This is a genomic window from Methylobacterium isbiliense, assembly GCF_022179325.1.
In the GTDB taxonomy this organism is placed as follows: domain Bacteria; phylum Pseudomonadota; class Alphaproteobacteria; order Rhizobiales; family Beijerinckiaceae; genus Methylobacterium; species Methylobacterium isbiliense.
In genome coordinates this window covers 285217-309843 of the sequence record NZ_BPQQ01000031.1, presented here as the reverse complement: position 1 = coordinate 309843, position 24627 = coordinate 285217, and the positions used below count along the sequence as shown (strand labels likewise).

Here is a 24627-nt window from a genome sequence, read left to right as displayed (position 1 = left end):
GATCCTCGTGCGGGCGGCGAGGGTGGCGAAAGCGCGTGCCCGCGCCCTCCCCGGTCGAGGGGGTCCTTATGGCGGAAAAGGCGCCGCCCTGTCAGCCGCGCTGGGCGCGCCGGCTCAGAGCCCGCGGGCTCGATTTCTTGGACGCCTTCCCGCGCCCGGACAGGCTCGGGTTCGTCATGAAATACTTGTGCGCGTTGAAGGGTTCCTCGCCCTCGGCCGGCTGCACGCGCTCGCTCGCGCCCGAGGCCAGCACCCGCCAGCTCTGCTCGTTATCCAGAAGATTCGCGATCATGATCTGGTCGAGTACCTGTTGGTGCACGGTTGGGTTGAGGATCGGCAGAAGCGATTCAACCCGCCGGTCGAGGTTGCGGCTCATCAGGTCGGCCGAGGAGATGTAGAGCCGCGCCTTGGGGTGCGGTAGGCCGGCCCCGTTGCCGAAGGCGTAGACCCGGGTGTGCTCCAGAAAGCGCCCGACGATCGACTTCACCCGGATGGTCTCGGACAGGCCCGGCACGCCCGGCCGGAGGCAGCAGATGCCGCGCACGATGCAGTCGATCTGCACGCCCGCCTGGCTCGCGTCGTAGAGCGCATCGATGATCTGGGCGTCGACCAGCGAGTTGCACTTGATCCAGATGGCGGCGGGGCGGCCGGCCTTGGCGTGGGCCACCTCCTCCTCGATGTGGTGGAGCAGGCGCGGCTTGAGCGTGAGCGGCGAGACCGCCATGCGCTCCAGCTCGGCCGGTTCGGCGTAGCCGGTGATGAAGTTGAACACGCGCGAGACGTCCCGGGCGATCACCGGGTCGGCGGTGAAGAACGACAGGTCGGTGTAGATGCGCGCGGTGATCGGGTGGTAGTTGCCCGTGCCGACGTGGCAGTAGGTCACGAGCTTGTCGCCCTCGCGGCGCACCACCATCGAGAGCTTGGCGTGGGTCTTCAGCTCGATGAATCCGAACACCACCTGCGCGCCGGCCTTCTCCAGGTTGCGCGCCCAGCGGATGTTGGCCTCCTCGTCGAAGCGCGCCTTCAGCTCGACCAGGGCCGTGACCGACTTGCCGGCCTCCGCCGCCTCCGCCAGCGCCGCCACGACGGGGGAGTTCGAGGAGGTGCGGTAGAGCGTCTGCTTGATCGCGACCACGTTCGGGTCGCGGGCCGCCTGGGTGAGGAACTGCACCACCACGTCGAAGGATTCGTAGGGGTGGTGGACGATGATGTCCTTCTGCCGGATGGCCGCGAAGCAATCGCCGCCGCTCTCCCGGATCCGCTCGGGGAAGCGCGGGTTGTAGGGCTTGAACTTCAGGTCCGGCCGGTCGATCGCAACGATCTGCGACAGTTCGTTGAGGGCGAGCATGCCCTCGACGAGGAAGATGGCGTCGACCGGGATCTCCAGTTCGTCGGCCACGAAGGCGCGCAGATCCTCCGGCATCCCGGCATCGACCTCGAGCCGGATGACCACGCCGCGACGGCGCTGCTTGAGCGCCGTCTCGAAGTGGCGCACCAGATCCTCGGCCTCCTCCTCGATTTCGAGATCGGAGTCGCGCACCACCCGGAAGCCGCCCTGGCCCCGGACGAGGTAGCCCGGGAAGAGCCGGCTGGTGAACAGCACGATCACCTGCTCGATGGCGATGAAGCGGGCGGTGCCGGTCCCGGCGAGGTCGGGCAGGCGCACGAAGCGCTCGATCACGGACGGCAGGCGGATCAGCGCCCGCAGCACCCGTCCGTCGCGGGGCCGCACCAGCATCAGGGCGAGCGTCGAGCCGAGATTCGGGATGAACGGGAACGGGTGGGCCGGGTCGATGGCGAGCGGCGTGAGCACCGGGAAGATGTGCTGCAGGAAGTACTCCTCCAGCCACGTCGCCTCCTCGGCCGACAGGCCCGGCGCCTCCACGAGGTCGATGCCGTGCTGGTGCAGGTCCTCCCGCAGCTCCCGCCAGCGGCGCTGCTGGTCGCGGGCGAGTTCGGACACCTCGGCGCCGATGCGCGCCAGCTGCTCGCTGGGGCTGAGCCCGTCCTGCGACGGCGTGGCGATGCCCGCGCGCACCTGATCGTGCAGGCCCGCCACCCGCACCATGAAGAACTCGTCGAGGTTGTTGGCCGAGATGGACAGGAAGCGCAGCTGCTCCAGCAGCGGATGACCGGTGTTGGAGGCCTCCTCCAGAACGCGCCGGTTGAACTGCAGCCAGGAGAGCTCGCGGTTGACGAAGCGGGCCGGCTCCTGGCGCAGGGCGCGGCCGGCCGCGACCGCCTCCTCGCCCGCCGCCGGCTCCGCGGCCCCGCCGGGCGCAGGAGCCTCCGTCCCGTCCAGGATCTCTTCCGCGGCCTCGGCGGCCTTGGCGACGGCTGCTGGTCCTGTCACGGCGGAGCCTCCTTGAGTTCGAACTGTCGCGTGCGGGGTGTGGCGCGGGCGTGACAGGTCAGTTTGACATTTGCATGAAGGGGTGGCGAGGACGTCTCATTCCGGGCCCGCCTCCTCTCCCTCCCGCTCCAGCGCCGCCAGGGTCGCGAGGGCGAGCGGGCGGGTGATGCGGCGGCCGCGGCTCAGGCCCTCGCGGTCGAGGATCGCCACCACGTCGCGGGCGCGCCCGAGCGAGCGGTCGAGGCGCAGGGCCAGCGCGTCGATGACGCTGGTGTCGACCACGATCTGGCGATCGACGAACAGCTTGACGAGGACCGCCCGCAGCAGGGACTCGTCCGGCGGGGCGATGGCCGCGCCGGGGGCGAGCCGCAGGCGCGAGCGCAGATCCGCCGTGCCGATGCCCCAGCCCTCGACCGGCCCCGAACCGGTGACGACGAGGCTGAGTCCGCGCTCGCGCGCGAGGTTGAGGAGGTGGAACAGCGCCGCCTCGTCGCGCCCCGCCGGCCTGTCCGCATCCTCGATCACCAGGGCGGCCTGTCCGGCGAGCGCCGGGATCACCGCGGGCGTGACCGCACAGGCCGGCAGGGTCGCGGCCCCCGCGCGGGCCGCCCAGATCGCCGCGAGATGGCTCTTGCCGCTGCCCGGCGGGCCGGTGAGCACGAGCACCGGGTCGGGCCAGTCGGGCCATGCCTCGATCGCCGCATAGGCCTCCTCGTTGCCCGGTCCGACGAGGAAGTCCTCGGCGCCGAAGCGGGGATCGACCGGCAGGTCGAGGGCGAGCTGGCGGGGCGTCTCCGGCATCGCTAGGCCCGGCGCTGCTCGATCTCCGCCACGGGCGGCGGAGCCAGGGGCGGCGCGTCGGCGCGGTAGAGGGCGCTCTCCAGGTAGCGGCGCACGGCGAAGCGGGCGATGACGCCGAGCGCCGCCGCGATCGGCACCGCCAGGAGCAGGCCGAGGAAGCCGAACAGCGAGCCGAAGGCGAGCAGCGCGAACATCAGCCAGACCGGATGCAGGCGCACCGCGTCCCCCACGAGCTTGGGCTGGATGACGTTGCCCTCCAGGAACTGCCCGGCCAGGAACACGCCGAGCGTGGCGAGGATCCACGTCCAGTCCGGCCAGAACTGGACGATCGCCACCCCGATCGAGAGCAGGAAGCCGGTGAGCGAGCCCACATACGGGATGAACGTCAGGAAGCCGGCGATCATCCCGATCAGCACCCCGAAATTCAGGCCGATCAGCCACAGGCCGACCGCGTAGAAGGTGCCGAGGATGAGGCAGACGAGGCTCTGGCCGCGGATGAAGGCGGTGATGGCCTGATCGATCTCGTGCGCGAGGGTGCGCACGGTCTGGCGGTTCCGGGGCGGTACCCAGCTGTCCACCACGGCGATCATCCGGTCCCAGTCGACCAGGAGGTAGAAGGCCACCACCGGCGTGACGACGAGCAGCGACAGGATGCCGACGATCGCCTGGCTGCCGGTCCAGAGCGAGCCCAGCACGTTGACGATCCACGTGCCGGCGGCGCCCACGAGGCGCCCGACCGAGGATTGCAGGTCTTGCAGCGTCCCGCTGCCGCCGACCTGTTCGAGCAGGTGGCCGGCATGGTCGGCGATGATCGCCTGGATGCGCGAGACGGTGGCGGGCATCGAGGCGGCGAGCGCGCCGATCTGGCGGGCGGCGAGCGGCACCGCGATGATCAGCATCAGCAGCAGGCCCAGGACGAATACCGCCAGGATGATGAGCGTGGCGGCGAGCCGGCCGATGCCGAGCCGCTCCAGCCGGTCGGCCACCGGATCGAGCAGGTAGGCGAGCGCCGCGCCGGCCACGAACGGCACCAGCACGTCGCGCAGCAGGTAGAGCAGGAAGACCACGACCGCGAGGGCGGCCAGCGCGACGGCGGCCCGGCGCTGGATCGGCATCACTCATTCCTCCGCCCGGTCGCACTCCGCGCCGTCCGGGTCGAGATAGGGAGGCGGGCTCGCCCGGGTCAAGCGAGCGCCGCCCCGCGGTCAGCCTGCCATGTGGCGCAGCCAGATCACCCCGTAGACCGCGGCCGAGCCGGCGGCGAGCGCGGCGACCAGCACCTCCGCCACCGCCTCGGCCGCGCCGGCCTCGATGCCGAAGGCGCGCAGGCCCAGGATGCCGCCCGCGAACACGATCTGCGCCGCCGTGTTGAGCTTGCCGATCATCAGCGGGCGGATGGCGAGGCGCCGGTCGAGGAGCCAGGAGACGATGATCGCCGCGACCACCATCGCGTCGCGCGACACCACCACGATGGCGAGCCAGCCCGGCACCGCGCCGGTCACCGCCAGGGTGACGAAGATCGAGACCAGGAGCGCCTTGTCGGCGAGCGCGTCGAGATAGGCCCCGAGTTCGCTCTTCATGTCGAAGCGGCGCGCCACCCAGCCGTCCACCGCGTCCGACAGGCCCGCCACCGCGAACCCCGCGAAGGCGAGCCCCCACGCCCCCTGGCCGATCATCGCGATGACGAAGGGCACGAGGATCAGGCGGCCGATGGTGATGAGGTTCGGGAGCGTCATGCCCTGGGGTTAAGCGAAGCCGCGCCCGCGATGAAGCCCCCGAAGGTCCGACGTTCCGTCGGACGTACCCGACCTTCGGTCGGACCTGCCGACCGGCGGCCGGGCGCACCCGACTCGCGGCCGGACGCGGAAGCCGCTACAGGGGACCCGGATCGGGTCCAGGCGGGATCGAGGGCGATGACGGGCGAGCGCGGACTGACCTATGCGGAGGCCGGGGTCGACATCGACGCGGGCAACGCGCTCGTCGAGGCGATCAAGCCCCTGGTGCGGGCGACGCGCCGGCCTGGCGCCGATGCGGAGATCGGCGGCTTCGGCGGCCTGTTCGACCTGAAGGCGGCGGGGTTCCGCGATCCGATCCTGGTGGCGGCCAACGACGGGGTCGGCACCAAGGTCAAGATCGCCATCGAGACCGGGCGGCACGACACGATCGGCATCGACCTCGTGGCGATGTGCGTCAACGACATCATCGTGCAGGGCGCGGAGCCGCTGTTCTTCCTCGACTACTACGCGACCGGCAAGCTGGTGCCGGGGGTCGGCGCGGCCATCGTGCGGGGCATCGCCGAGGGCTGCCGGCAGGCGCACTGCGCCCTCATCGGCGGCGAGACCGCGGAGATGCCGGGGCTCTACGAGGGCCAGGACTACGATCTCGCGGGCTTCGCGGTCGGCGCGGCGGAGCGCGGCACGCTGCTTCCGGTGTCGGGGATCGCGCCGGGCGACCTCGTGCTCGGCCTCCCCTCCTCGGGCGTGCATTCGAACGGCTACTCGCTGGTGCGCCGGATCGTCCAGGCCTCCGGCCTCGGCTACGACGCGCCCGCGCCCTTCTCGGCCGGGCAGAGCCTGGGCGAGGCGCTGCTCACGCCCACGCGGATCTACGTGCGCCCGCTGCTGGCGGCCCTGCGGGCGACCGGCCCCGGCGCCGTCAAGGCCCTCGCCCACATCACGGGCGGCGGCTTCCCGGACAACCTGCCGCGCGTGCTGCCCGACGCCGTCGGCATCGACCTCGACCTCGACGCGGTGGCGGTGCCGCCGGTCTTCGGCTGGCTCGCCCGCACCGGCAACGTGGCTCCGCCCGAGATGCTGCGCACCTTCAACTGCGGCATCGGCATGGTGGCGGTGGTCGCGGCCGCCGAGGCCGACGCCGTCGAGGCGGCCCTGCGGGAGGCCGGCGAGGCGCCGGTGCGGATCGGCCGCATCACCCCGCGGGGCGAGGCGCCCGTGACCTTCTCGGGCACGCTGCGCCTGTGACGGGCCGGCCCGACACCCCGCGCGTCGCAGACCAGCCGCGCATCGCGGTGCTGATCTCGGGGCGCGGCTCCAACATGGTCTCGCTGCTGCGGGCGTCTGCCGCGCCCGGCTTCCCGGGCCGCTTCGTGCTCGCGCTCTCGAACCGCCCGGAGGCGGCGGGGCTGGCGCATGCCGCGGCGGCGGGCCTCGCCACCGAGGCCCTGGACCACCGCGCCTTTCCGGACCGGCCCGCCTTCGACGCCGCCCTCGACGCCCGGTTGCGCGCCCACGCCATCGACCTCGTGGTGCTGGCGGGCTTCATGCGCGTGCTGACGCCGGGCTTCGTGGAGGCCTGGGCGGGGCGGATGCTCAACATCCATCCCTCGCTGCTGCCGCTGTTTCGCGGCACGCACACGCACGAGCAGGCCCTGGCGGCGGGCGTCCGGCTGCACGGCTGCACCGTCCATTTCGTCGTGCCGGAACTCGATGCCGGGCCGATCGTCGCGCAGGCGGCGGTGCCGGTTCTGCCGGGAGATGATGCGGAGGCGCTCGCCGCCCGAGTGCTCGCCGAGGAGCACCGCCTCTATCCGGCCGCCGTCGCCCTGGTGTCGTCCGGCCGCGCGCGGCTGGAGGACGGGCGGGTGGTTTTTGCCCCCGGCGTGGCCGGCGGGGCCGGCGCGCTTCACTCGCTGCCCGCCTGAGACAGGGCGGGCGCCGTCCTGCGGGTTCCCCAGTCTGCCGAGGATGCCGACCGGTCGCGCGGATGCGTCCCGGGACAGGCCGGACTGATTCGCGGCAAGCGGGCGTTAACGAAACTTCGTCATCGTGGTGAACGTCTCCGACCGATCGCGCGGGACGTCCCGGGAGCCCGCCCCCATCGTCGGCTCCTAGCTCCTGACGAGGCTTCGATGATGGTCCTGCGTACTCCCCGTCCCACTCCCGCCGGCCTGCTCGCCGTGGCGCTCGGCGGCCTCGCCCTGTTCGGCTGGGGCTCCTTCGCCCTCACCGCCTCGAACCAGCGCAGCCTCAAGACTGAACTGGCCGAGGTGCGCGGCGAGCGCGACGCGCTCCAGAGCTGGCAGAAGCAGTTCAAGGACGCCGAGGCGGAACTGCGCGACGTTCAAGGCAGGATCGCCGCCGCCCGCGACGAGGTGGTTCAGACCAATGCCGCCCGCGAGAAGGCGAAGGCGCAGCTCGCCGCCACTCAGCGCGACCTCGCCGCGGTGACCAAGCGCCTCGATCAGGCCCGCGACAAGGTGGCCCAGACCGGCAGCATCCCGGCCCAGGACGCAGCCAAGAAGCCGGCCGCACGCTGAGCCGAGGCGGCGGGAGGCGGCGCGCCTCAGCGCCCGCGCGCGGCGATCGCCTCCGACCACGCCACCGCGCGGCGCGCCATGCCGATGTGCTGGCGCTCGAACATCCGGCCGTTGATCTGAATCGCCCCGCGCTTGGCGTTCTCGGGACGGTCGAACGCCGCGATCACGCTGCGGGCCGTCTCGACCTCCGCCTCGGTGGGGGCGAAGGCGGCATTGGCGGGCTCCACTTGGTTCGGATGGATCAGGGTCTTGCCGTCGAAGCCGAGGATGCGCGCCTGGCTGCACTCCTCGCGCAGGCCCTCCACATCCGCGAAATCGTTGAACACGCCGTCGAGGATCGCCAGCCCCTCGGCGCGGGCGGCGGCGAGCGCAGTCATCAGCCAGGGCATCATCGGGGCGCGGCCGGGGACGATCTGGGTCCAGGTGTCCTTGGCGAGATCGTTGGTGCCGAGCACGAAGCAGCTGAGACGGGTGGCGGCGTTGCGCCGCGCCGCCGCGATCGACTGGATGTTGAGGATGGCGGCCGGCGTCTCGATCATCGCCCAGACCCGGATGTGCGCCGGCGCGTCGAGGGCCTCCAGGCGGTCGGCGATGTTCTCCAGCACCGCGGGCGACGACACCTTCGGCATCAGGATCGCGTCGGGGCCCGCCTCGATGGCCGCCTTGAGGTCGGCCTCGCCCCAGGGGGTCTGCGGGGCGTTGACCCGGATGATCAGCTCCCGGTCGCCGTAGCCGCGCCCGCGCACCGCGGCGCAGACCTGGTCGCGGGCGATCTCCTTGGCGTCGGGCGCGACCGCGTCCTCAAGGTCGAGGATCAGCGCGTCCGCCGGCAGCGTCTTCGCCTTCTCGAGCGCGCGCGGATTGGAGCCGGGCATGTAGAGCACGCTGCGGCGCAGGCGGAGGTCGGTCATGGCGGTCGGTGTCCTCGGGTATCCGGCAAGGCCTCGCCTGCGCCCCGCCGAAGGGGGACGCCGGTCCGGCCGGGGGCGCAGGGCGACAGGTGTCGATCTAGACCATATTGTGCCGGGCGCGCCACCGGGCCGCCCCTACTCCGCGGCGATGCGGCGAGGGGCGAGATCGAGGGGAAGGCCGGCGACCTCCGCGAACACCGCCCTGAGGCTCTCCCTGAGCGCCTCGAAGCCGGGCTTGGGGATGAGCGAGCGCTCGTCCATGTAGAGCGCGCGGTTGATCTCGATCTGGAGCGCGTGGCGCCCGAGCGCCGGCTCCCCGTAATGCTCGGTGATGAAGCCGCCCGCATACGGCTTGTTGCGGATCACGCGGAAGCCCCGGTCCCGCAGGGCCGCCTCCACGGCCTCCATCAGGGCGTGCCCGCAGGCGGTGCCGAAGCGGTCGCCCAGCACCACGTCGACCCGCGCCGCCTCGTCGCGCCCGAGGCTCGTCGAGGGCATCGAGTGGCAGTCGATCAGCACCGCGTGCCCGAAGGCGACGGCGGTGCGCGTGACGAGGCCCCGCAGCGCCCGGTGATAGGGCTTGTACAGGCCCTCGATCCGGGCGGTGGCCTCGGCGACCGGCAGGCGCCCGCGGTAGATCTCCTGGCCGTCCGCCACCACGCGCGGCACGGTGCCGAGCCCGCCTGCGACCCGCATGGAGCGGATGTTGGCGAAGGCCGGCAGCCGCCCGTCGAACATCCGCGGGTCGAGTTCGTAGGGCTCGCGGTTGACGTCGAGATAGGCGCGCGGGAAGCAGGCGCGCATCAGCGGCGCGCCGAGGTCCACTACGGGGGCGAAGAGGCGGTCGACGAACGCGTCCTCAGAGCGGCGCAGCGACACCGCGTCGAGGCGCGAGGCGGCCAGGAACGAGGCGGGATAGACCGCGCCGGAATGCCCGGTGTTGAAGACGTAGGGCAGGCTGTGCCGCGCGGGCTCGTCGATGACGAAGGGCGGTGAGAACAGGCTCTCGGGGGCCGTCGTCTCTAGCATGCGGCCTTCCGGGCTCGCTCGGTGGAGAAGGGGCGATTGCGCGACAGCATCCCACCAATGTGACGCTGCCACCCCGGCCTGTCCACTGGCGCGCGGGCGGCGCAGCACCCGATCTCACCGGCCGCCGGGCGGCCCGGCGGGCGAGGGTGGCGGCAAGCGGTCGGGCGGGCCGAGGCGGTGGCGCAGCCCGTCGGCGAGGCCCAGGCCGATCGCCCGGCGGACCTCGCGGGAGAAGCGGTTGTGGACGAGGTAGACGGCGAGCCGCGCCGGCATCAGCGCCAGGGTCCTGGCCTTGTGGGCGGGCGGCACGTGGGCGAGGCGCAGCATCGCCAGCTGGTTGCGGATGAAGGTGTAGAGCCGCCGCGGCGGCTGGTCGGTCAGGGTGAGGCCCAAGGGCAGCCGGATGACGCCGCGCCCGAGGTCGTGACGCATCGGCACGCCCGGCGCGATCCAGACCGAGTGGCCGCGATCCGCCGCCCGCAGGCCCCACTCGACGTCGATCGCATCGATGAAGAAGTCGGCGCGGAACGGACCGACCGCCCGCGCGGCGGCGCAGCCGACGAGGGAGCCCGACGAGTAGGCGAAGCGCGCCCGCCGGGCCGGCGCGCCCGCCCCGGCCGGGGCGGCGGCGACGGGAAGCGGCGCGCCCTCGGCGTCGACCGGCTGCGCCCCGACGAGGGCGGGCCGCTCGCCGGCCGCCGCGAGCTGCCGGAAGATCCCGGCAAGCGCCGGCACCGCGCCCGGCGCCGGCAGGCTGTCCTGATCGAGCAGGAACAGGAACGCGTCGCCCTGCGCCTCCGCCCGGGCCGCGAGCGCGTTGTAGGCCTCGCCCAGCCCGCGATTGCCCTGCGGGTCCAGGACCGCGACCGGCGTGTCGCCCGCCGCCTGGGCAAGCCGCTCGGCGAGGGCGGCGCCGACCGGCGAGTTGGCGTAGACCGCGACCTCGCGCACGTCGGGCGCCACCGCCGTGACCAGCCGCGCCAGATGCGCCTCGTTGGGATGGTACACGACGATTCCCGCCAGCACGTCCGACCCTTCGCTCATGCCCGCCTCCCGCGGCGCCTCCGGACGGGCGCGACGGGCGGGGGGCATCGCCCGGGCGGCGGCCCCGCGTCAACGCCTTGTTTACCAAGTCGCCGCTTTATGAAAAGAAACCGTCGAATCGACAGCCGGGACACCGCTCGATGAAGATCCTCCTCGCGGAAGACGACAACGACATGCGTCGCTTCCTCGCCAAGGCGCTCCAGAACGCCGGCTACGACGTCGCCTCGTTCGACAACGGGCTGTCGGCCTACAACCGGCTGCGCGAGGAGCCGTTCGAACTCCTCCTCACCGACATCGTGATGCCGGAGATGGACGGGATCGAACTCGCCCGCCGCGCCACCGAACTCGACCCCGACATCAAGGTCATGTTCATCACCGGCTTCGCGGCGGTGGCCCTCAACCCCGATTCCAAGGCCCCGAAGGACGCCAAGGTCCTCTCGAAGCCGTTCCACCTGCGCGAACTCGTCAACGAGGTCGAGAAGCTGATGGCGGCCTGACGGCCCGCGGTTCCGTTTCGCGGCCGATCACCTATATGCGGCGGCGAGCCTCATGGAGCGCCGAGCCGCCGGATGCAGCCCGTCACGATCTACACCACGAGCTGGTGCCCCTATTGCGCGGCGGCCAAGTCGCTCCTGCGGGAGAAGGGGGCCGCCTTCACGGAGATCGACGTCGAGGCCAAGGCCGGGGCGCGCCGCGAGATGACCGAGCGCGCGGGCGGACGCACCAGCGTGCCGCAGATCTTCGTCGGCGAGACCCATGTGGGCGGCTGCGACGACCTCTACGCCCTCGACCGCCGGGGCGGGCTCGATCCGCTGCTGCAGGGCTGACCGGGCCCCGCCTCCTGCGCTAAGGTCCGGCAGCCGCCGCTCCGGAACAGCCTCATGACCTCACCTCGCTTCGTCGCCGCCTGCGTCCAGATGCGCTCGGGCCGCGACCCGGTGCGCAATCGGGATGCGGCGGTTGCCGCCGTGCGGGAGGCCGCGTCGCGGGGTGCGCAGTACGTGCAGACTCCCGAGATGACCTCGCTCCTGGAGCGCAGCCGCGAGGCCCTGTTCGACAAGATCACTGTGCCGGAGCAGGACGTGACCCTCGCCGGCCTGCGCGAGGCGGCGCGCGCGCACGAGGTCGTGGTCCATGTGGGCTCGCTCGCCGTGCGCCACGGCGACAAGGTGGCCAACCGCGCCTTCCTGATCGACCGCGAGGGCAATGTCGCGGGCACCTACGACAAGCTCCACCTCTACGACGTCGATCTGCCGAACGGCGAGAGCTGGCGGGAATCGGCCACCTACACGGGCGGAGCCTGCGCGGTGGTGGCCGACCTGCCCTGGGCGCGGCTCGGCATCGCCATCTGCTACGACGTGCGCTTTCCCGCCCTCTACCGGGCGCTGGCCGAAGCCGGAGCCGAGATCCTGACCGCGCCCGCCGCCTTCACCCGCCAGACCGGCGAGGCGCATTGGCACGTGCTCCAGCGCGCCCGGGCGATCGAAACCGGCTCCTTCATGATCTCCGCCGCACAGGGCGGCCGGCACGAGGACGGGCGGGAGACCTACGGCCACTCGCTGATCGTCGATCCCTGGGGCCGGGTGCTCGCGGATGCGGGCGGGGCCGAGCCGGGCGTGATCCTGGCCGAGATCGACCTCGGTCTCGTGGCCGAGGCCCGCGCCCGGATCCCCGCCCTGCGCCACGCGCGTCCCTTCACGGTGGAGACGGCGAAGGGCTGAGGCCGCGGACGTTCGCCGCACCCGGCGCGCCCCGCACGATTTCGGCGCCCGCCCTCTCGCGCCGCCGCCACCCCGTCCCGATATTGTTGCGCATGATCCGCTATGCACTGGCCTGCGAGGCCGGCCACGAATTCGAGAGCTGGTTCCCGTCCGGCGATTCCTACGACGCGCAGGCCGCGCGCGGCCTCGTAACGTGCCCGCACTGCGACAGCCCGAAGGTGACCAAGCGCATCATGGCCCCCGCGCTCGGCCGCCGCGAGGCTGCGCCCGTGCCGGCGCCGGCCGCGCCGCAGGCGGCGCCCGAGCCCGTCCGGCTGATGTCGGAACCGGAGCGGCAGTTGCGCGCCATGCTCAAGAGCCTGCACGAGCACGTCGCCCGCACCTCCGACCATGTCGGCCCGCGCTTCGCCGAGGAGGCGCGGCGGATGCATTATGGTGAGATCGAGAGCCGCTCGATCTACGGCGAGGCCAGCCTCGACGATGCCCGCGCCCTCCTGGAGGAGGGCATCGCCGTGCAGCCCTTGCCGCCCCTGCCCGATGAGCGGAACTGACGGCGGACGGGTTTTTTCTCGCGCCTCCTCCGGACCCTTGGGGCCGCCCCGGCGTCTACCCGCCTGAGGGGCCGCAACGGGGGCGACCATGCATGACGTCATCATCGTGGGCGGCGGGCCGGCGGGGCTCAGCGCCGCCCTCATTCTGGGGCGCTGCCGGCGCCGCGTCCTCCTCATCGATGCGGAACGGCCACGCAACGCGGTGACCCCGCGCATGAACGGTTATCTCGGCCACGACGGCACGCCGCCGGGGGCCCTGCGCGACGCCGCCCGTGCCGAGATCGCCCGCTATCCCACCGTGACGGTGGATGTGGGGGAGGCGGTGGATGCCGAACGCGGCGAGACCGGCTTTTCGGTGACGCTGGCGGACGGCCGCCGGGAGCACGCCCGCCGTCTGGTGCTTGCCACCGGCCTCTCGACCGCCTTGCCGCCCATCGCGGGTTTCGAGACCTTCTGGGGCCACGGCGTCCATCACTGTCCCTATTGCGACGGCTACGAGAACCGGGACGCGCCCATCGCCGTCTACGGTCCCGGCAGCCGGGCCAAGGGCCTCGCGCTCGAACTCACCGCCTGGAGCCGCGACCTCACGCTCTGCACCGATGGTCCGGCGCATGACTTGGCCGAAGAGGACCGCGCCCGCCTCGCCCGCCAGGGCATCCGGCTCGACGAGCGCCCGCTCGAAGGGCTCGAAGGCGAAGGCGGGCGCTTGGCGCGCGTGCGCTTTCGCGACGGGGGCGACCTCCCCTGCCAGGCGCTGTTCTTCGCGCCCGCTGAATGTGCCCCCTCGGATCTCGTGCGTCGCCTCGGCTGCGATCTGAGCGCGAAAGGAACCGTGCCGACGCGCGACTACGAGCAGACGAACGTGCCGGGGCTCTACGTGGCGGGCGACGCCTCGCGCCGCGTGCAGTTCGCGATCGTCGCCGCTGCCGAGGGCGCGATGGCGGCCTTCGCGATCAACACCGAACTGCTGCAGGAGGATACGCGCTGACACGGCCCGCCTCGGACTCCCGCGCCGGCACACGCCGCCGGCGGCGATCCGCAGGCAGGAGCCTCGCAAAAATCGCCCTCGGCAGGGCCGGGTAGGGCAGCGTGCCTAGGCTTCAAGAATGTCGCCTAGGGCGAAGCTTTGGTAGTTTCCGGTCACTTTCCGAAGCCCGGGGGCAACAATGAGAGCTTTGGCAAAGGCTTGGCACATCGGCGTATTTCGGGACCAGGGGCGTCGCCTCGCGCCCGAATCGGCGCCTCGGCCGATCACCAGCCCGCCGCCCGAACGGGCGCAGGAACATCGCGGCCTGACCGCCCGCGAACTCATCCGCATGGCGCAGGCGGCCCGCATCGCGCGCGACTGAACCGGCCGCCCGTCCGGACGTTTCACCGGCCCGCCCGTGCGTGCCGGAGGAGCCCGATGTCACCCCGTATCCACCCGCAGACGCCGCGCGTGGCGGCCGCCTGCGGCTGCACGCTCGGCGAGCAGGCCGTGTGGGATCACCGCACCGGCACGCTCCTGTGGGTCGATGTCGAGAATCCGGCGCTGTGGCGTCACCGGCCGGGATCCGGCGAACCGCAGCGCCTCGCGCTCGGCGAGCCGCCCGGCTTCGTGGCGCTGACGCAGGATCCCGGCACGGTTGTGGCGGGCTTCCGCTCCGGCCTCGCCCGCCTGCGCGTGGCCGACGGCCATTGCGAGACGGTGCTGGTGCCGGAGCCGGCCCGGCCCGGCAACCGCCTCAACGGCGGCCATGCCGGGCCGGACGGGGCGCTGTATTTCGGCAGCATGGACGAGGCCGGATCGGAGCCGACGGGCACGTTCCACCGCTGGGACGGCCGGGATCACACCTGCTTCGGCGGGTCCATGCCGGTGACCAACGGCCCCGCCGCGGCGCCGGACGGGCGCACGCTCTACACTGTTGATACGGCGGCCGGCACGGTCCGCGCCCATGCGCTGGCGCAAGGCCGCGTCGGCGACGCGCGCACGGTCGTGCGGTTCGAACCCGGCTGGGGCAAGCCGGACGGCCTGACCGTGGATGCGGAGGGCTGTCTCTGGGTCTGCCATTACGGCGGTTCGCGCATCACGCGGTTCACGCCGGACGGCGAGGCGGTGCTCGTCGTCCCGGTGCCGACGGCGCTGGTGACGCATTGCACCTTCATGGGACCGGACCTGGGCACGCTCGCCATCACCACCGCGCGGCGCGACCGCGATCCCGGGCTCGATCCGATGGCCGGCCACCTCTTCGCGGTCGACCTCGGAATCCGCGGGCAGCCCTCTCACGTTCTGGCGTTCTGAGCTTGCCACCGTCTTCGCTGCGCCGCAGCACGGTGAGCGCGTGCGCTGCCGCACATCCGACTTGCGGACATCGGCTTAGGACTGCGGAAAGCAGCGTTCGATTTCTTGCGCGGCGGGAGTAGAACTTTTTCTCTTGCTACCCGCCCGGAAGCGGAACTGTTCAGTCCGACGCTCGTTGTCGAGTATCCAGTATGCGTGTGCGTATCCCGACCAGCCACGGGCGAGCCGCCCGGGGGAACCCATGCCCGACTTCGACGCCAGCCACCTCGACGACCTTCAGTCCCTGGCCCGCCTCGCCGAGCTGCTTCATCCGAGCGCGGCCGAGCGCGGCAAGGCCGTGGCGCGCGGCCGTCGGCGGCTGCGCGAGGGGCTGACCGTGCCGCCGAAGGCGACCAAGCCGATCGCGGCGGCCTGAGCCCCGCACCGCCTGGGCCTCACCATGCGTGCGGCGTGATCACGCCCTTGCTGGTCACCACCACCCAGCTCTTGCCGCGCCGTTCGACCGCTTCCACGCGGCCGACGCCCGGAATCGTGTCGCCCGGCCCGATCTCGAGCAGGCGCTGGTTGCGGCTCTCGATCATCGCAACCCCGTCATAGACGTCGCGCAGGATCCAGTTCTCCACGGTCGCCGGCGCGGGCTTCGCCACGGGGCGCTCCGGCAGGCTGCCGGTGAGGGCGGGCTCCGGCGCGGCCGCCTTGGCGACGGGGGCCGGAGCCGGCGTCGGCGCTGCGGCCACCGGGGCAGGGGCCGCGCTGCGCGTCTTCTCGACACGCTCGCCGAGCGCGGTGACCCGCGCGGCCTGTTCGCGGTCCACGAGGTCGAGCTTCTCGCCGAGCCCGGCCATCTTGGCGGTGGTCTCGGTGCCGAGCTTCTGGAGCTTGTCGAGGCGCTCGCCGATCTGGCCGAGCCGGGTCGTGGTCTCGGCCCGGCCCTTCTCGGCGGCCTCGGCGGCCTCGCCGGCGCGGTCCCGCAGGAGCTTCAGGTCGGTGGCGAGGCGGGCCGATTCGGCGGCCTGCGCATCGAGCCGGGTGGCGAGCTTCTTCCAGTCGGCCTGGGTGATCGCGGGCCGCTCAGTCCGCGCGCCCTTGGTGAGCAGGGCGGCACCGGCACCACCCCCGAACGCACCCAGGCACATCCCACCGAAGAGCGCCGCGGCCACGGGCGGGCGCAGCTTCAGGCGGGGAAAGCGGCGCTTGGGCGCCGACACCTCGGGATTCGCCGCCGCTTCCTTGGCCGGGGCAGCACCGGCCTGATCCTTGCCGTCGCTCATGACGAAGCTTCCCAACTCCACTGGAAGCTTTTGGTAAGGACGTTTGTTTACCGAACCGTTACCGGCTCACGCGGCCATCAACCCCCGCTTGCGCAGCAGCGGCTCGATGCTCGGCAGCCGCCCGCGGAAGGCCGTGTAGGCCTCGCGCGCATCGCGCAGGTTGCCCGCTCCGTAGACGAACTCCCGCAGCCGCCCGGCCGTCGCCGGGTCGAAGATGTCGCCGGCCTCCCGGAAGGCGTCGAAGGCGTCCGCATCCAGCACCTCCGACCACAGATAGGAGTAGTACCCCGCCGCGTAGCCCTCGCCCGAGAAGATGTGGGCGAAGTGCGGCGAGCGGTGGCGCATGCTGATCTCGGCCGGCATCGCGATCCGCCGCAGGGCCTCGGCCTCGAAGGCCGGCACGTCGAGCCCGGCTTCCGCCTCCTGCTGCGCGAGATGCAGGTCGAGGTCGACGATGGCCGAGGCCGTGTATTCCACCGTGGCGAAGCCCTGGTTGAAGGTGCGGGCGGCCAGCATCCGCTGGAGCAGCGCCTCTGGCATGGGCTCGGCCGTGCGGTAGTGCCGGGCATGCGCCCGCAGCACCTGCGGCTGCTCCAGCCAGTGCTCGTAGAGCTGCGAGGGCAGTTCCACGAAGTCCCCCGCCACCGCGGTGCCGGCCAGAAGCGGGTAGGTGACGTCCGACAGGAGGCCGTGCAGCGCATGGCCGAACTCGTGGAAGAGCGTGCGCGCATCGTCGAAGGACAGCAGCGCCGGCTCGTCCTCCCCGCCCTTGGCGAAGTTCATCACGTTGACGATGATCGGCTTCACCTCGCCCGTCAGGCGTTCCTGCGAGCGGAAGGCGCTCATCCAGGCGCCCGATCGCTTGCTGGCGCGGGCGAAATAATCGCCGAGGAAGAGGCCGATCTCCGAGCCGTCGCTGTCGCGCACCACCCAGGCCCGCACGTCGGGATGGTAGCGGGGCACGTCCGACACCTCCTCGAACGAGAGGCCGAACAGGCGCTGCGCCGTGTCGAAGCTCGCCGCGATGACGCCGTCGAGCGGCAGGTACGGCTTGATCTCGCCCTCGTCGAGGTCGTGCTCGGCCTTGCGCAGCTTCTCGGCGTAGTGGCGCCAATCCCAGGCGGCGAGGTCGAAGTTGCCGCCCTCGCGCCGGACCATCTCCTGCAGCCGGTCGCGCTCGGCCGCCGCGCGGGCGCGGGCCGGCCCCCAGACGTCGCGCAGCAGCGCCATGGCGGCCTCGGGCGTCTGCGCCATCGTGTCGGCGAGCTTGAACGCGGCGTAGGACTCGTAGCCGAGGAGCCGCGCCCGCTCGGCACGCAGCCGCATCGTCTCGGCGATGATGGCGCGGTTGTCGGTCTCGCCGCCGTTCTCGCCGCGGCGGATCCAGGCCGTGTAGGCGCGCTCGCGCAGGTCGCGGCGAGTGGAGAAGACAAGGAACGGCTCGATCAGCGAGCGCGACAGGGTGATGACGTGGCCGGAGAGCCCCCGCTCCGCGGCGGCGCGCGCCGCCGCCGTGCGCAGGAAGGGCGGCAGGCCGGCGAGATCCGCCTCGCCCTCCAGCGGCAGCACGAAGGCGCTCTCGTCGGCGAGCAGGTTCTGGGAGAAGCGGGTGCCGAGTTCGGCCAGCCGCGCGTTGATCGCCGCGACGCGTTCCTTGTCGGCGGGCGCGAGGTCGGCGCCGGCGCGCCGAAACAGCGTGCGGTAGCGGTCGAGCACGCGGCGTTCCTCCGCGGAGAGACCCTCCTCGCTCACGGCCGAGACGCGCGCCCACAGGTCCGGGTTGAGGAAGAGCGCGCTGCGGTGGCGCGCGAGCCGCGGGGCCATGACCCGCTCCACCGCCTGAAGATCCGGGTTGGTGTGGCTGCCCGCGACGTTGAAGAAGGTCGCGCCGACGCGCTTGAGCGCCTGGCCCGACCGCTCCAGCGCCGCGACCGTGTTGGCGAAGGTCGGTGCCGCCGGATCGCGCGCGATGGCGGCGATTTCGGCCTCGTGCGCGGTCAGCGCCTCCGCGAAGGCCGGCTCGTAATGCTCCGGCGCGATCCGCTCAAAGGGCGGCAGCCCGAACGGCGTGGTCCAGCTCGCCTCCGCGAAGGGGTTCGCCCCGGGGCGGGTGTCCTGACGCTCGGTCGTGCTGCCGGCCATGTCGGTCGATCCTGAAGAGGGGAAGGGCATCGGGCGACGATAGGGCCGGACGCGCCCGGCGCAAGCCGGCGCGGCTGCGGGCGGGAACGGTCGCGCTTGCCCGCCGTTGGGCCTGCGCGACCGATCTCGTGTCCGATCGGGCCGGACACGGAGGGCGCCGCATGACCCTGCAACGCGCAGCGAACCGCCTCTCCCACGCGGCAGAGGAGGCGCTGCCCGCGGGTCGGTCGAACGGGGGGCGCGGTATGCACGGTCGATCGGTTGCTCGGATGCTCGGGCTCGCGGCGCTCCTCCTGGCGCCCGCCGGTCTGCGCGCCCAGGTGCCGCTGCCCCCGCCGCGTCCGGAGGCCGGACCGGGTGCCGCCGCACCCTCGGTCCCCGCACCGCCGGCCGGCCAAGGACCGGCCACACCGGGGCCGTCGCCGTCCGCCGCGCAACCCCCTGCCGCGCAAGCCCCCGCCCCGCTCCCCCCCGAGCGGCCGGCCGACGTGCCCGCCGGCCCGCCGCCCGTGCTCGTCCCGGACGACACCGCCTGCCTGCGCCGGCTGGAGCGGCTGGGTGCCAAGGCGACACCCCTGCCGGCCATCGCCGACGGGCTCTGCGGGGCGCCCAAGCCGCTGCGGCTGAGCGAGTTGCCGGACGGGCTCGCCGTGTCGCCCGCCGCCACCCTTACCTGCCCGGCCGCAGAAGCCTTCGCGCGCTGGAGCACCGAGGTGCGGGTGCAGGCCGAACGCCTGCTGGGGCGCGCGCCGAACGCGGTGCGGATCGCCACCTCGTACGAGTGCCGGGGGCAGAACCACGACCCGGACGCCAAGCTGTCCGAGCACGCCTTCGCCAATGCGGTCGACGTGATGGGCTTCGCCTTCGAGGGGCGCGAGACCGTCACGATCGGAGCGGTGAAGGCCGGCAGCCCCGAAGCTGCCTTCCAGGCCGCCGTCCAGGCCCGGGCCTGCGCGTTCTTCCGCACCGTCCTCGGCCCCGGCTCGGACGCCGCGCACGGCAACCACCTGCATCTCGACGAGCGCGAGCGGAACGCCGGCCATCGCCTGTGCCAGTGATCCGGAACGGTTCCGGCCCCTTGGCGCTTGTGAGCAGCAATGTCTGGAGGTGGCGATGCGGATGGCGGCCGGCTGGATCGGGGTGGTGAGTCTGGTGCTCGCGGGAGCGGGCATGGTCCAGGCGGCCGAGCGGCGCGAGCCGGTGCTCGACCGTGACGCGGTGAACGCCGCCGCCTTCGAGGCGGGCGACAAGCCGTCCCGGGCGTCGAAGCGCCCGGACCCGCTGCTCGTGAAGGCGCAGGTGCTCCTCGACCGCGCCCGCTTCTCCCCCGGGGCCATCGACGGGCGTGACGGGGAGAACCTGCGCGGTGCCATCAAGGCCTTCGCGCAGGCCAGGGGCCTCAAGGCGGGCGGGCAGCTCGATGGCCGGATCTGGGAGGCGCTCGCGGCCACGAGCGCCGACCAAGCCCTCACCGCGTACACCGTGACCGAGGCGGACCTGCGCGGGCCCTTCGTGGAGGAGATCCCCGACAAGATGGAGGAGCAGGCCGACCTCAAGGCGCTGGCCTACACGAGCCCGGCCGAGATGCTGGCCGAACGCTTCCACATGAGCCGCGCCCTGTTCGACGCGCTCAATCCGGACAAGGACCTGAAGGCCGGCAGCGTCGTGACCGTGGCGGGCGTCGAGCCGATGGGCACCGACCGCCCCAGCGCCAAGGACCTGCCGGACGAGCCCAAGGTCGCCCGCATCGTCGTCGACAAGGAGGCGCTGCAGGTGCGCGGCTACGCGGAGGACGGGGCGCTGCTGCGCGTCTATCCCGCCTCCATCGGCAGCGAGGAGAAGCCCGCGCCGACCGGCCGCTTCAAGGTCAAGGCCGTCGCGTTCAACCCGGACTATACGTACAACCCGAAATACGGGTTCGCGGGCGTGAAGACCGACCGCGCCTTCACGATCCACGCCGGACCCAACAATCCGGTCGGGCTCGTCTGGATCGACCTCTCGGCGGAATCCTACGGCATCCACGGCACGCCCGAGCCCGAGAAGATCGGCAAGACCGAGTCGCATGGCTGCGTGCGCCTGACCAACTGGGACGCCCGCGATCTCGCCCGCCACGTCGCCAAGGGCGCGACCGTGGAGTTCGGCGAGTAGCCGCCGGTCTTCTAGCGCCGCAGGAGCGCGCCCGCCGCCTGCACCAGGGCATCCGCCAGGAAGGCCAGGGCCGCCACCGCGGCGGTGCCCTGGAGGAGCGAGAGGCCGTTCTGGTTCTGCAAGCCGACGACGATCGGCGTGCCGAGGGTCGGCGCCCCGGCGAGCGCGCCGATCGCGGCGGTCGAGACCGCCGTCACCATCACCACCCGCAGGGCGGCCAGGATGGGGGGCAGGGCGAGCGGCAGGTCGACCCGCCAGAAGACCTGCGCCGGCGTCAGGCCCATCGCCTCGGCCGCCCCCCGCACTTCCGGCGGTACGGTCGCGAGCGCATCCGCGGTGGCGCGCGTTACCGGCATCAATCCATAGAGGGCGAGCGCCAGCAGCGTCGGCGCGGCGCCGAAGCCGAGGATCGGCAGCGCGAGCCCGATCACCACCACCGGGGGCGCCGCCTGGGCGGCGGTCGCGAGCGCGTCGACCGTGCCGCGCAGACGTGCGCCCGCCCGCGCGGCCAGGAGCCCGAGCCCGAGGCCGAGCCCGCCCGCGAGCGCGAAGCCCGACAGCGCCAGGACCATGTGCGCGCGCCCCAGCCCGACCAGCCGCTCAAGGCCGAGGGGCGCCCCGGCCGGGAGGCCGAGCGCCGTCGCGAGGGTGGCGGCGACGCCCGGGAGGCTCGCAAGGCCGAGCGCGAGCCCGAGCGCGGCCGAGGCGAAGGCGGGGCCGAACCTCATGCGGAAACCCTCGCCGCACGCGCCTCGCGCGGGCCCAGCAGGGCGAGGCCGCGATCGGCCGCGAGCGAGAGGGCGATCACCGGGATCGCGCCGAGCAGGATCAGGTCGGGCGCGAACTGCGCCATGCCGTCGAACACCACCGCGCCGAGCCCGCCCGCCCCGACGAGCCCGCCGAGGGTCGACAGCCCGATGCTCTGCACGGTCGCGACCCGCAGGCCCCCGAGCAGCAGCGGCGCGCCGAGCCGCAGCCGCACGCGCAGCAGCACCTGGAGGCGGGTGAGGCCCAGCGCCCGCGCGCTCTCCAGCACCGCCGGATCCGGCGAGGCGAGGCCGGCCGCGAGGCTCTGCACCAGCGGCAGCGCCACGTAGGCGGCGGTGCCGAGCACCGCCGGCGTCGGGCCGATCGCCGCGAGCCCCAGGGCCCGCAGCGACGGCAGCCAGGCGAGGACACCCGACAGCACCGAGACGAGCGCCGCGAACAACGCCAGCGCCGGCACCACCTGCACGCCGTTCAGCACCGCCTCGACGCCGCGCGCCGGCCAGCCGCCGCGCAGGAGCAGGAGGGCGAGCGGCGCGGAGACCAGAAGGGCGAGGCCGAGCGCGCCGGCCGAGAGGCCCAGATGCTGCGCCACGGCCGCCTGCACCGCCCCCGCGCGGGCGCGGTACTCCACCGCGAGCGATACGGCGTCGAACAGGCCGCTCCACCCCGCGAAACCCGCGAGCGCGAGGCCTCCGGCGAGCGCGAGCGGCCGGCCCGCCCGCCCAGGAATCGCGCGTGCCGCCTCCGCGGAGAGGAGGAGGAAGGCGAAGCCCGCGAGCCACGCTCCGGCGCCCAGAGAGGCGCGCGCCGCCGCCGGCCGGCCTGCCAGCAGCCTCGCCGCCCCCTCCCCGACCATGAGCCCCAGCACCCCGAGGCCGGCCAGCGCGGCGATGAGAGCGGCGAGCGGCAGCGCGCGGCCCGGTCGGGCGCCCGAGGTGAGCCATCCCGCCGCAAGGGCGAGAGCGGCCGGGCCGAGCCCCGGCCAGCCCGCCGCCACCGGATCGCCCGGCACCAGCCGGTTCGGCGCGAAGGTCAGGAGCGGCAGCCCCGCGAGCGCCGCCGCCACGAGCCCGGCCGCGCAGAGGGGCAGGAGGCGTCGCGTCATCTCACCGTTCGATGCGTCCCCGCGCCGGGCGGAACCACCGAGCCCGGCCGCCGGCCACTTCGCCGAGAAAAGCGCCGCGAAGGCAAGGGAGGCGAGGCAGGCGACCATGCGGCCCGTCCGGCCGACACGCGTCCGCAGCCTGCCGTTGACCTTGCGTGCGCCCGAGCACGCCGCCGGGCATGGCCGCGTGCGACAGAGATTTCATCACGGATCGGTTCTCTCCGGAGCTCAAAGATGATCAAGCCCTCCCTCGCCGCCGCCGCCGTTCTCACCGTCGGCGTGGTCACCGTCGCGAATGCGAGCCTCTCGCTGCGCTCGCCGGCTACGCCGGCCGCCCAGGCCATCGGCCGGACCGATCCCGCCCTCGCCCAGACGCAGGCCCGCCCCGAGAAGGTCTACGCCGAGGTGAAGAACCTCGCGCCCGTCACGCTGAGCGATGCCGACGAGACGCAAGGCACCCGGGCGGCTCCGCGCGTGATCGACCTGCCCCGCGCCGACACGCCGAACCAAGCCTACGTCCCGGCGCCGGTGCGGACGACCCCGGCCGAGCGCGTGTCGCAGGCCGGCCCGAGCGCGCCGGCGCCGGCCCCCTCCGCCTACGAGGAGCCGGCCCCCCGGCCCGAGCCGGCCTACGTGCCTCCGCCGCGCCGCGGCTCGCGCACGGCCCCGAGCGCCCGCCCGGCGGAGTACCGCACCGCCAGCTATCACGGCGGCCAGGGTGCCACCTGGAAGACCGGCCGGAACGAGTACGGCTTCGAGGGCACCTTCGGCGGCTGCCGCTTCACCGGCTTCAGCGGACCCCGCGGCTTCAAGCTCGATCGCAACTGCCGCTGACCCGGCGGGGCACCGCCGGTCAGCGGACGTCCGAACCGGCACCGCGCCGACGATCCGCCGGCCGCGTTCACGCCGTGAGGTCCCGTCGCCGGGTCCTCGGCGGACCCCCGCGAACGGCCCGTCCTTCCCAACCTGACCTTTGAGGGGGAACCGCCCCGCGGACCGTGCAAGGCTCCGCGCGTTCGGCGCCGGCCCCCCAATCTCTCGGCGCGGAACGGCGGGCCGGGCGGCGATCCCGAGCAGCGGCCACGTGCCCGGCCCGTGCCGCGAGGGTCCCGCCGGACGATTGCGGCGGGCGCGGCCCCGGCGAGCCGTCCGCCGAGCGCCTCCACCTCGACGCCGGGGAGCCCTCATGCCGTTCCGCGACCGCGAGGCGTGCCTGGCGGCGCGACTCCCGCCGCGCCGAGAAAAGTGCTGCGACGGCAAGGCCGACGCCGCAGGCTGTAGCGGCCACGCCAACCCCGCACCCCCATGCGCGCGATGAACGACCGAGCCCTGCGCTACTTTCTCGCGGTCGTCCGCACCGGTTCGATCCGGGGGGCGGCCGAGGTGCTGAACGTTGCGGCCTCGGCGGTCAGCCGCCACGTCCACGAGATGGAAGCCGAGTGCGGCCAGCCGCTCCTGGAACGTCTGCCGCGCGGGATCGCGCCCACGGAGGCCGGGCGCGTCGTCGCCGAGCACGCGCAGCGTCAGGCCGACGAGGCTGCGCTCCTGGCCGACCGCCTGGAGCGCCTGCGCGGGGTGCGGCAGGGCACGGTACGCCTGTGCTGCGGCGCGGGTTTTCTGGTCGACCTCCTCGAGAACGGCCTGGCGGGCTTCGCGGCGGCCTATCCGGGCATCACCTACACGGTCTCGCTGGGCACCACGGACGGCATCCTCGGCGCGATCGCGCAGAACGAGGCCGATCTCGGCCTCGTCTACAACCCGCCGGCCCATCCCGACCTGCACAGCGTCGTGGTGGCGCGCCAACCGCTGCTCGCGATCCTGCCGCTGGGCCATCCGGCCGGTGCGGCCTCGCAGCCCCTCGCCCTGCGGGCCTTCGCCACCGAGCCCGCCGCTCTGCTGCCGCGCGATCACGGGGTCCGCCAGCTCCTCGGCCGCGTGGAGGCGGATGGCGGTTTCCGGCTCACGCCCAGGCTTGAGACCGGCTCCTTCGAGCTGCAGCGCCGCTTCGTCACCACCGGGATGGGCGTCGCATTCTTGCCTCGCTTCACCGTCGCCGCGGAGCTGCAGGCCGGCCTGCTCACCACGCTCCCGCTCGCCGATCCGATCCTGTCCTCCGCCACCGCCCACTTGGTGGTGCGGACGAACCGCCGTCCGCCCGAGCCGGTCGCCCGCCTGACCGGCTGGCTGTCCGAACGGCTCATCGCCTATCGATCCGCCCCATGACGG

General features: G+C 73.2%; 25 protein-coding genes. 14 read left to right on the top strand and 11 right to left on the bottom strand.

The features are described from left to right. Positions 1 to 91 precede the first annotated feature (91 nt). From MFF61_RS14420 to MFF61_RS14405, 4 genes are all read right to left on the bottom strand, one after another. Positions 92 to 2353 carry an RNA degradosome polyphosphate kinase gene (locus MFF61_RS14420; RefSeq protein WP_238235749.1) on the bottom strand — a complete coding sequence of 754 codons (2262 nt, stop codon included), beginning with the start codon at positions 2351 to 2353 and terminating at the stop codon, positions 92 to 94. Between the two features lie 96 nt (positions 2354 to 2449). Next, the gene (locus MFF61_RS14415) at positions 2450 to 3154 is read right to left on the bottom strand and encodes a P-loop NTPase family protein (protein WP_238235748.1); all 705 of its coding nucleotides are present in this window, start codon (positions 3152 to 3154) and stop codon (positions 2450 to 2452) included. A gap of 2 nt (positions 3155 to 3156) precedes the next feature. Further along, complete coding sequence (locus MFF61_RS14410; RefSeq protein WP_373324692.1) at positions 3157 to 4269, bottom strand: AI-2E family transporter; 1113 nt, start codon at positions 4267 to 4269, stop codon at positions 3157 to 3159. A 90-nt stretch (positions 4270 to 4359) separates the two neighbouring features. After that, on the bottom strand, positions 4360 to 4890 hold the full coding sequence (locus MFF61_RS14405) for a CDP-alcohol phosphatidyltransferase family protein (protein WP_238235747.1): 531 nt from the start codon (positions 4888 to 4890) through the stop codon (positions 4360 to 4362). Between the two features lie 177 nt (positions 4891 to 5067). Here MFF61_RS14405 and purM point away from each other — a divergent pair, with 177 nt between their 5' ends. The 3 genes from purM to MFF61_RS14390 all read left to right on the top strand — a co-directional run bounded on the left by purM (position 5068) and on the right by MFF61_RS14390 (position 7430). Continuing rightward, positions 5068 to 6135: a phosphoribosylformylglycinamidine cyclo-ligase gene (purM, locus tag MFF61_RS14400; RefSeq protein WP_238235746.1), complete on the top strand. Its 1068-nt coding sequence runs from the start codon at positions 5068 to 5070 to the stop codon at positions 6133 to 6135. Then, positions 6132 to 6815: a phosphoribosylglycinamide formyltransferase gene (purN, locus tag MFF61_RS14395; RefSeq protein WP_283206001.1), complete on the top strand. Its 684-nt coding sequence runs from the start codon at positions 6132 to 6134 to the stop codon at positions 6813 to 6815. The genes purM and purN overlap by 4 nt, the downstream gene beginning before the upstream one ends. A 207-nt stretch (positions 6816 to 7022) precedes the next feature. Further along, a complete protein-coding gene (locus tag MFF61_RS14390) occupies positions 7023 to 7430 on the top strand; it encodes a hypothetical protein (protein WP_238235745.1) in 408 nt (135 codons plus the stop codon). Positions 7431 to 7456: 26 nt separating this feature from the next. Here the strand turns inward: MFF61_RS14390 and MFF61_RS14385 are convergent, their stop codons facing one another. The 3 genes from MFF61_RS14385 to MFF61_RS14375 all read right to left on the bottom strand — a co-directional run bounded on the left by MFF61_RS14385 (position 7457) and on the right by MFF61_RS14375 (position 10414). After that, positions 7457 to 8341 (bottom strand): HpcH/HpaI aldolase/citrate lyase family protein, encoded by an 885-nt coding sequence (locus MFF61_RS14385; RefSeq protein ID WP_238235744.1) that lies wholly within the window; start codon positions 8339 to 8341, stop codon positions 7457 to 7459. A gap of 135 nt (positions 8342 to 8476) precedes the next feature. Then, positions 8477 to 9370, bottom strand: a complete 894-nt coding sequence (locus tag MFF61_RS14380) for an N-formylglutamate amidohydrolase (protein WP_238235743.1) — start codon at positions 9368 to 9370, stop codon at positions 8477 to 8479. Between the two features lie 114 nt (positions 9371 to 9484). After that, on the bottom strand, positions 9485 to 10414 hold the full coding sequence (locus MFF61_RS14375; RefSeq protein WP_238235742.1) for a glycosyltransferase: 930 nt from the start codon (positions 10412 to 10414) through the stop codon (positions 9485 to 9487). A gap of 140 nt (positions 10415 to 10554) precedes the next feature. Between MFF61_RS14375 and cpdR the strand changes: the two genes are divergently transcribed. The 7 genes from cpdR (at position 10555) to MFF61_RS14340 (ending at position 15382) form a co-directional block, all read left to right on the top strand. After that, the gene (gene cpdR, locus MFF61_RS14370; RefSeq protein ID WP_012334928.1) at positions 10555 to 10911 is read left to right on the top strand and encodes a cell cycle two-component system response regulator CpdR; all 357 of its coding nucleotides are present in this window, start codon (positions 10555 to 10557) and stop codon (positions 10909 to 10911) included. Positions 10912 to 10983: 72 nt separating this feature from the next. Continuing rightward, the gene (grxC, locus tag MFF61_RS14365; RefSeq protein WP_238235741.1) at positions 10984 to 11241 is read left to right on the top strand and encodes a glutaredoxin 3; all 258 of its coding nucleotides are present in this window, start codon (positions 10984 to 10986) and stop codon (positions 11239 to 11241) included. Between the two features lie 54 nt (positions 11242 to 11295). Further along, on the top strand, positions 11296 to 12135 hold the full coding sequence (locus MFF61_RS14360) for a carbon-nitrogen hydrolase family protein (RefSeq protein WP_238235740.1): 840 nt from the start codon (positions 11296 to 11298) through the stop codon (positions 12133 to 12135). A gap of 92 nt (positions 12136 to 12227) precedes the next feature. Continuing rightward, a complete protein-coding gene (locus MFF61_RS14355; protein WP_238235739.1) occupies positions 12228 to 12686 on the top strand; it encodes a DUF1178 family protein in 459 nt (152 codons plus the stop codon). A gap of 88 nt (positions 12687 to 12774) precedes the next feature. After that, positions 12775 to 13674 (top strand): NAD(P)/FAD-dependent oxidoreductase, encoded by a 900-nt coding sequence (locus MFF61_RS14350; RefSeq protein WP_238235738.1) that lies wholly within the window; start codon positions 12775 to 12777, stop codon positions 13672 to 13674. A 417-nt stretch (positions 13675 to 14091) separates the two neighbouring features. Beyond that, complete coding sequence (locus tag MFF61_RS14345) at positions 14092 to 14967, top strand: SMP-30/gluconolactonase/LRE family protein (RefSeq protein WP_238235737.1); 876 nt, start codon at positions 14092 to 14094, stop codon at positions 14965 to 14967. Between the two features lie 241 nt (positions 14968 to 15208). Next, positions 15209 to 15382 carry a hypothetical protein gene (locus MFF61_RS14340; RefSeq protein WP_238235736.1) on the top strand — a complete coding sequence of 58 codons (174 nt, stop codon included), beginning with the start codon at positions 15209 to 15211 and terminating at the stop codon, positions 15380 to 15382. Positions 15383 to 15401: 19 nt separating this feature from the next. On the opposite strand, the gene MFF61_RS14335 is transcribed toward MFF61_RS14340, so the two are convergent. Together MFF61_RS14335 and MFF61_RS14330 are read right to left on the bottom strand one after the other, a co-directional pair. Beyond that, positions 15402 to 16238: a hypothetical protein gene (locus tag MFF61_RS14335; protein ID WP_238235735.1), complete on the bottom strand. Its 837-nt coding sequence runs from the start codon at positions 16236 to 16238 to the stop codon at positions 15402 to 15404. A 66-nt stretch (positions 16239 to 16304) separates the two neighbouring features. Next, positions 16305 to 18380, bottom strand: coding sequence for a M3 family metallopeptidase (locus MFF61_RS14330; protein WP_238235734.1), 2076 nt, complete (start codon positions 18378 to 18380; stop codon positions 16305 to 16307). Between the two features lie 488 nt (positions 18381 to 18868). On the opposite strand from MFF61_RS14330, the gene MFF61_RS14325 reads away from it, so the two are divergent. Together MFF61_RS14325 and MFF61_RS14320 are read left to right on the top strand one after the other, a co-directional pair. Next, positions 18869 to 19438, top strand: coding sequence for an extensin-like domain-containing protein (locus MFF61_RS14325; protein ID WP_373324691.1), 570 nt, complete (start codon positions 18869 to 18871; stop codon positions 19436 to 19438). Between the two features lie 61 nt (positions 19439 to 19499). Further along, the gene (locus MFF61_RS14320) at positions 19500 to 20528 is read left to right on the top strand and encodes a L,D-transpeptidase family protein (RefSeq protein ID WP_373324700.1); all 1029 of its coding nucleotides are present in this window, start codon (positions 19500 to 19502) and stop codon (positions 20526 to 20528) included. A gap of 11 nt (positions 20529 to 20539) precedes the next feature. On the opposite strand, the gene MFF61_RS14315 is transcribed toward MFF61_RS14320, so the two are convergent. Together MFF61_RS14315 and MFF61_RS14310 are read right to left on the bottom strand one after the other, a co-directional pair. After that, on the bottom strand, positions 20540 to 21256 hold the full coding sequence (locus MFF61_RS14315; protein ID WP_238235733.1) for an ABC transporter permease: 717 nt from the start codon (positions 21254 to 21256) through the stop codon (positions 20540 to 20542). Then, positions 21253 to 22401 carry an ABC transporter permease subunit gene (locus MFF61_RS14310; RefSeq protein WP_238235732.1) on the bottom strand — a complete coding sequence of 383 codons (1149 nt, stop codon included), beginning with the start codon at positions 22399 to 22401 and terminating at the stop codon, positions 21253 to 21255. Before MFF61_RS14310 ends, MFF61_RS14315 begins: the two co-directional genes overlap by 4 nt. A 234-nt stretch (positions 22402 to 22635) precedes the next feature. Between MFF61_RS14310 and MFF61_RS14305 the strand changes: the two genes are divergently transcribed. Further along, entirely contained in the window at positions 22636 to 23235 is a 600-nt protein-coding gene (locus MFF61_RS14305; protein ID WP_238235731.1) for a translation initiation factor IF-2, read from the top strand. 480 nt (positions 23236 to 23715) lie between these two features. Continuing rightward, positions 23716 to 24624, top strand: coding sequence for a LysR family transcriptional regulator (locus tag MFF61_RS14300; protein ID WP_238235730.1), 909 nt, complete (start codon positions 23716 to 23718; stop codon positions 24622 to 24624). The last annotated feature ends 3 nt before the right edge of the window (positions 24625 to 24627 follow it).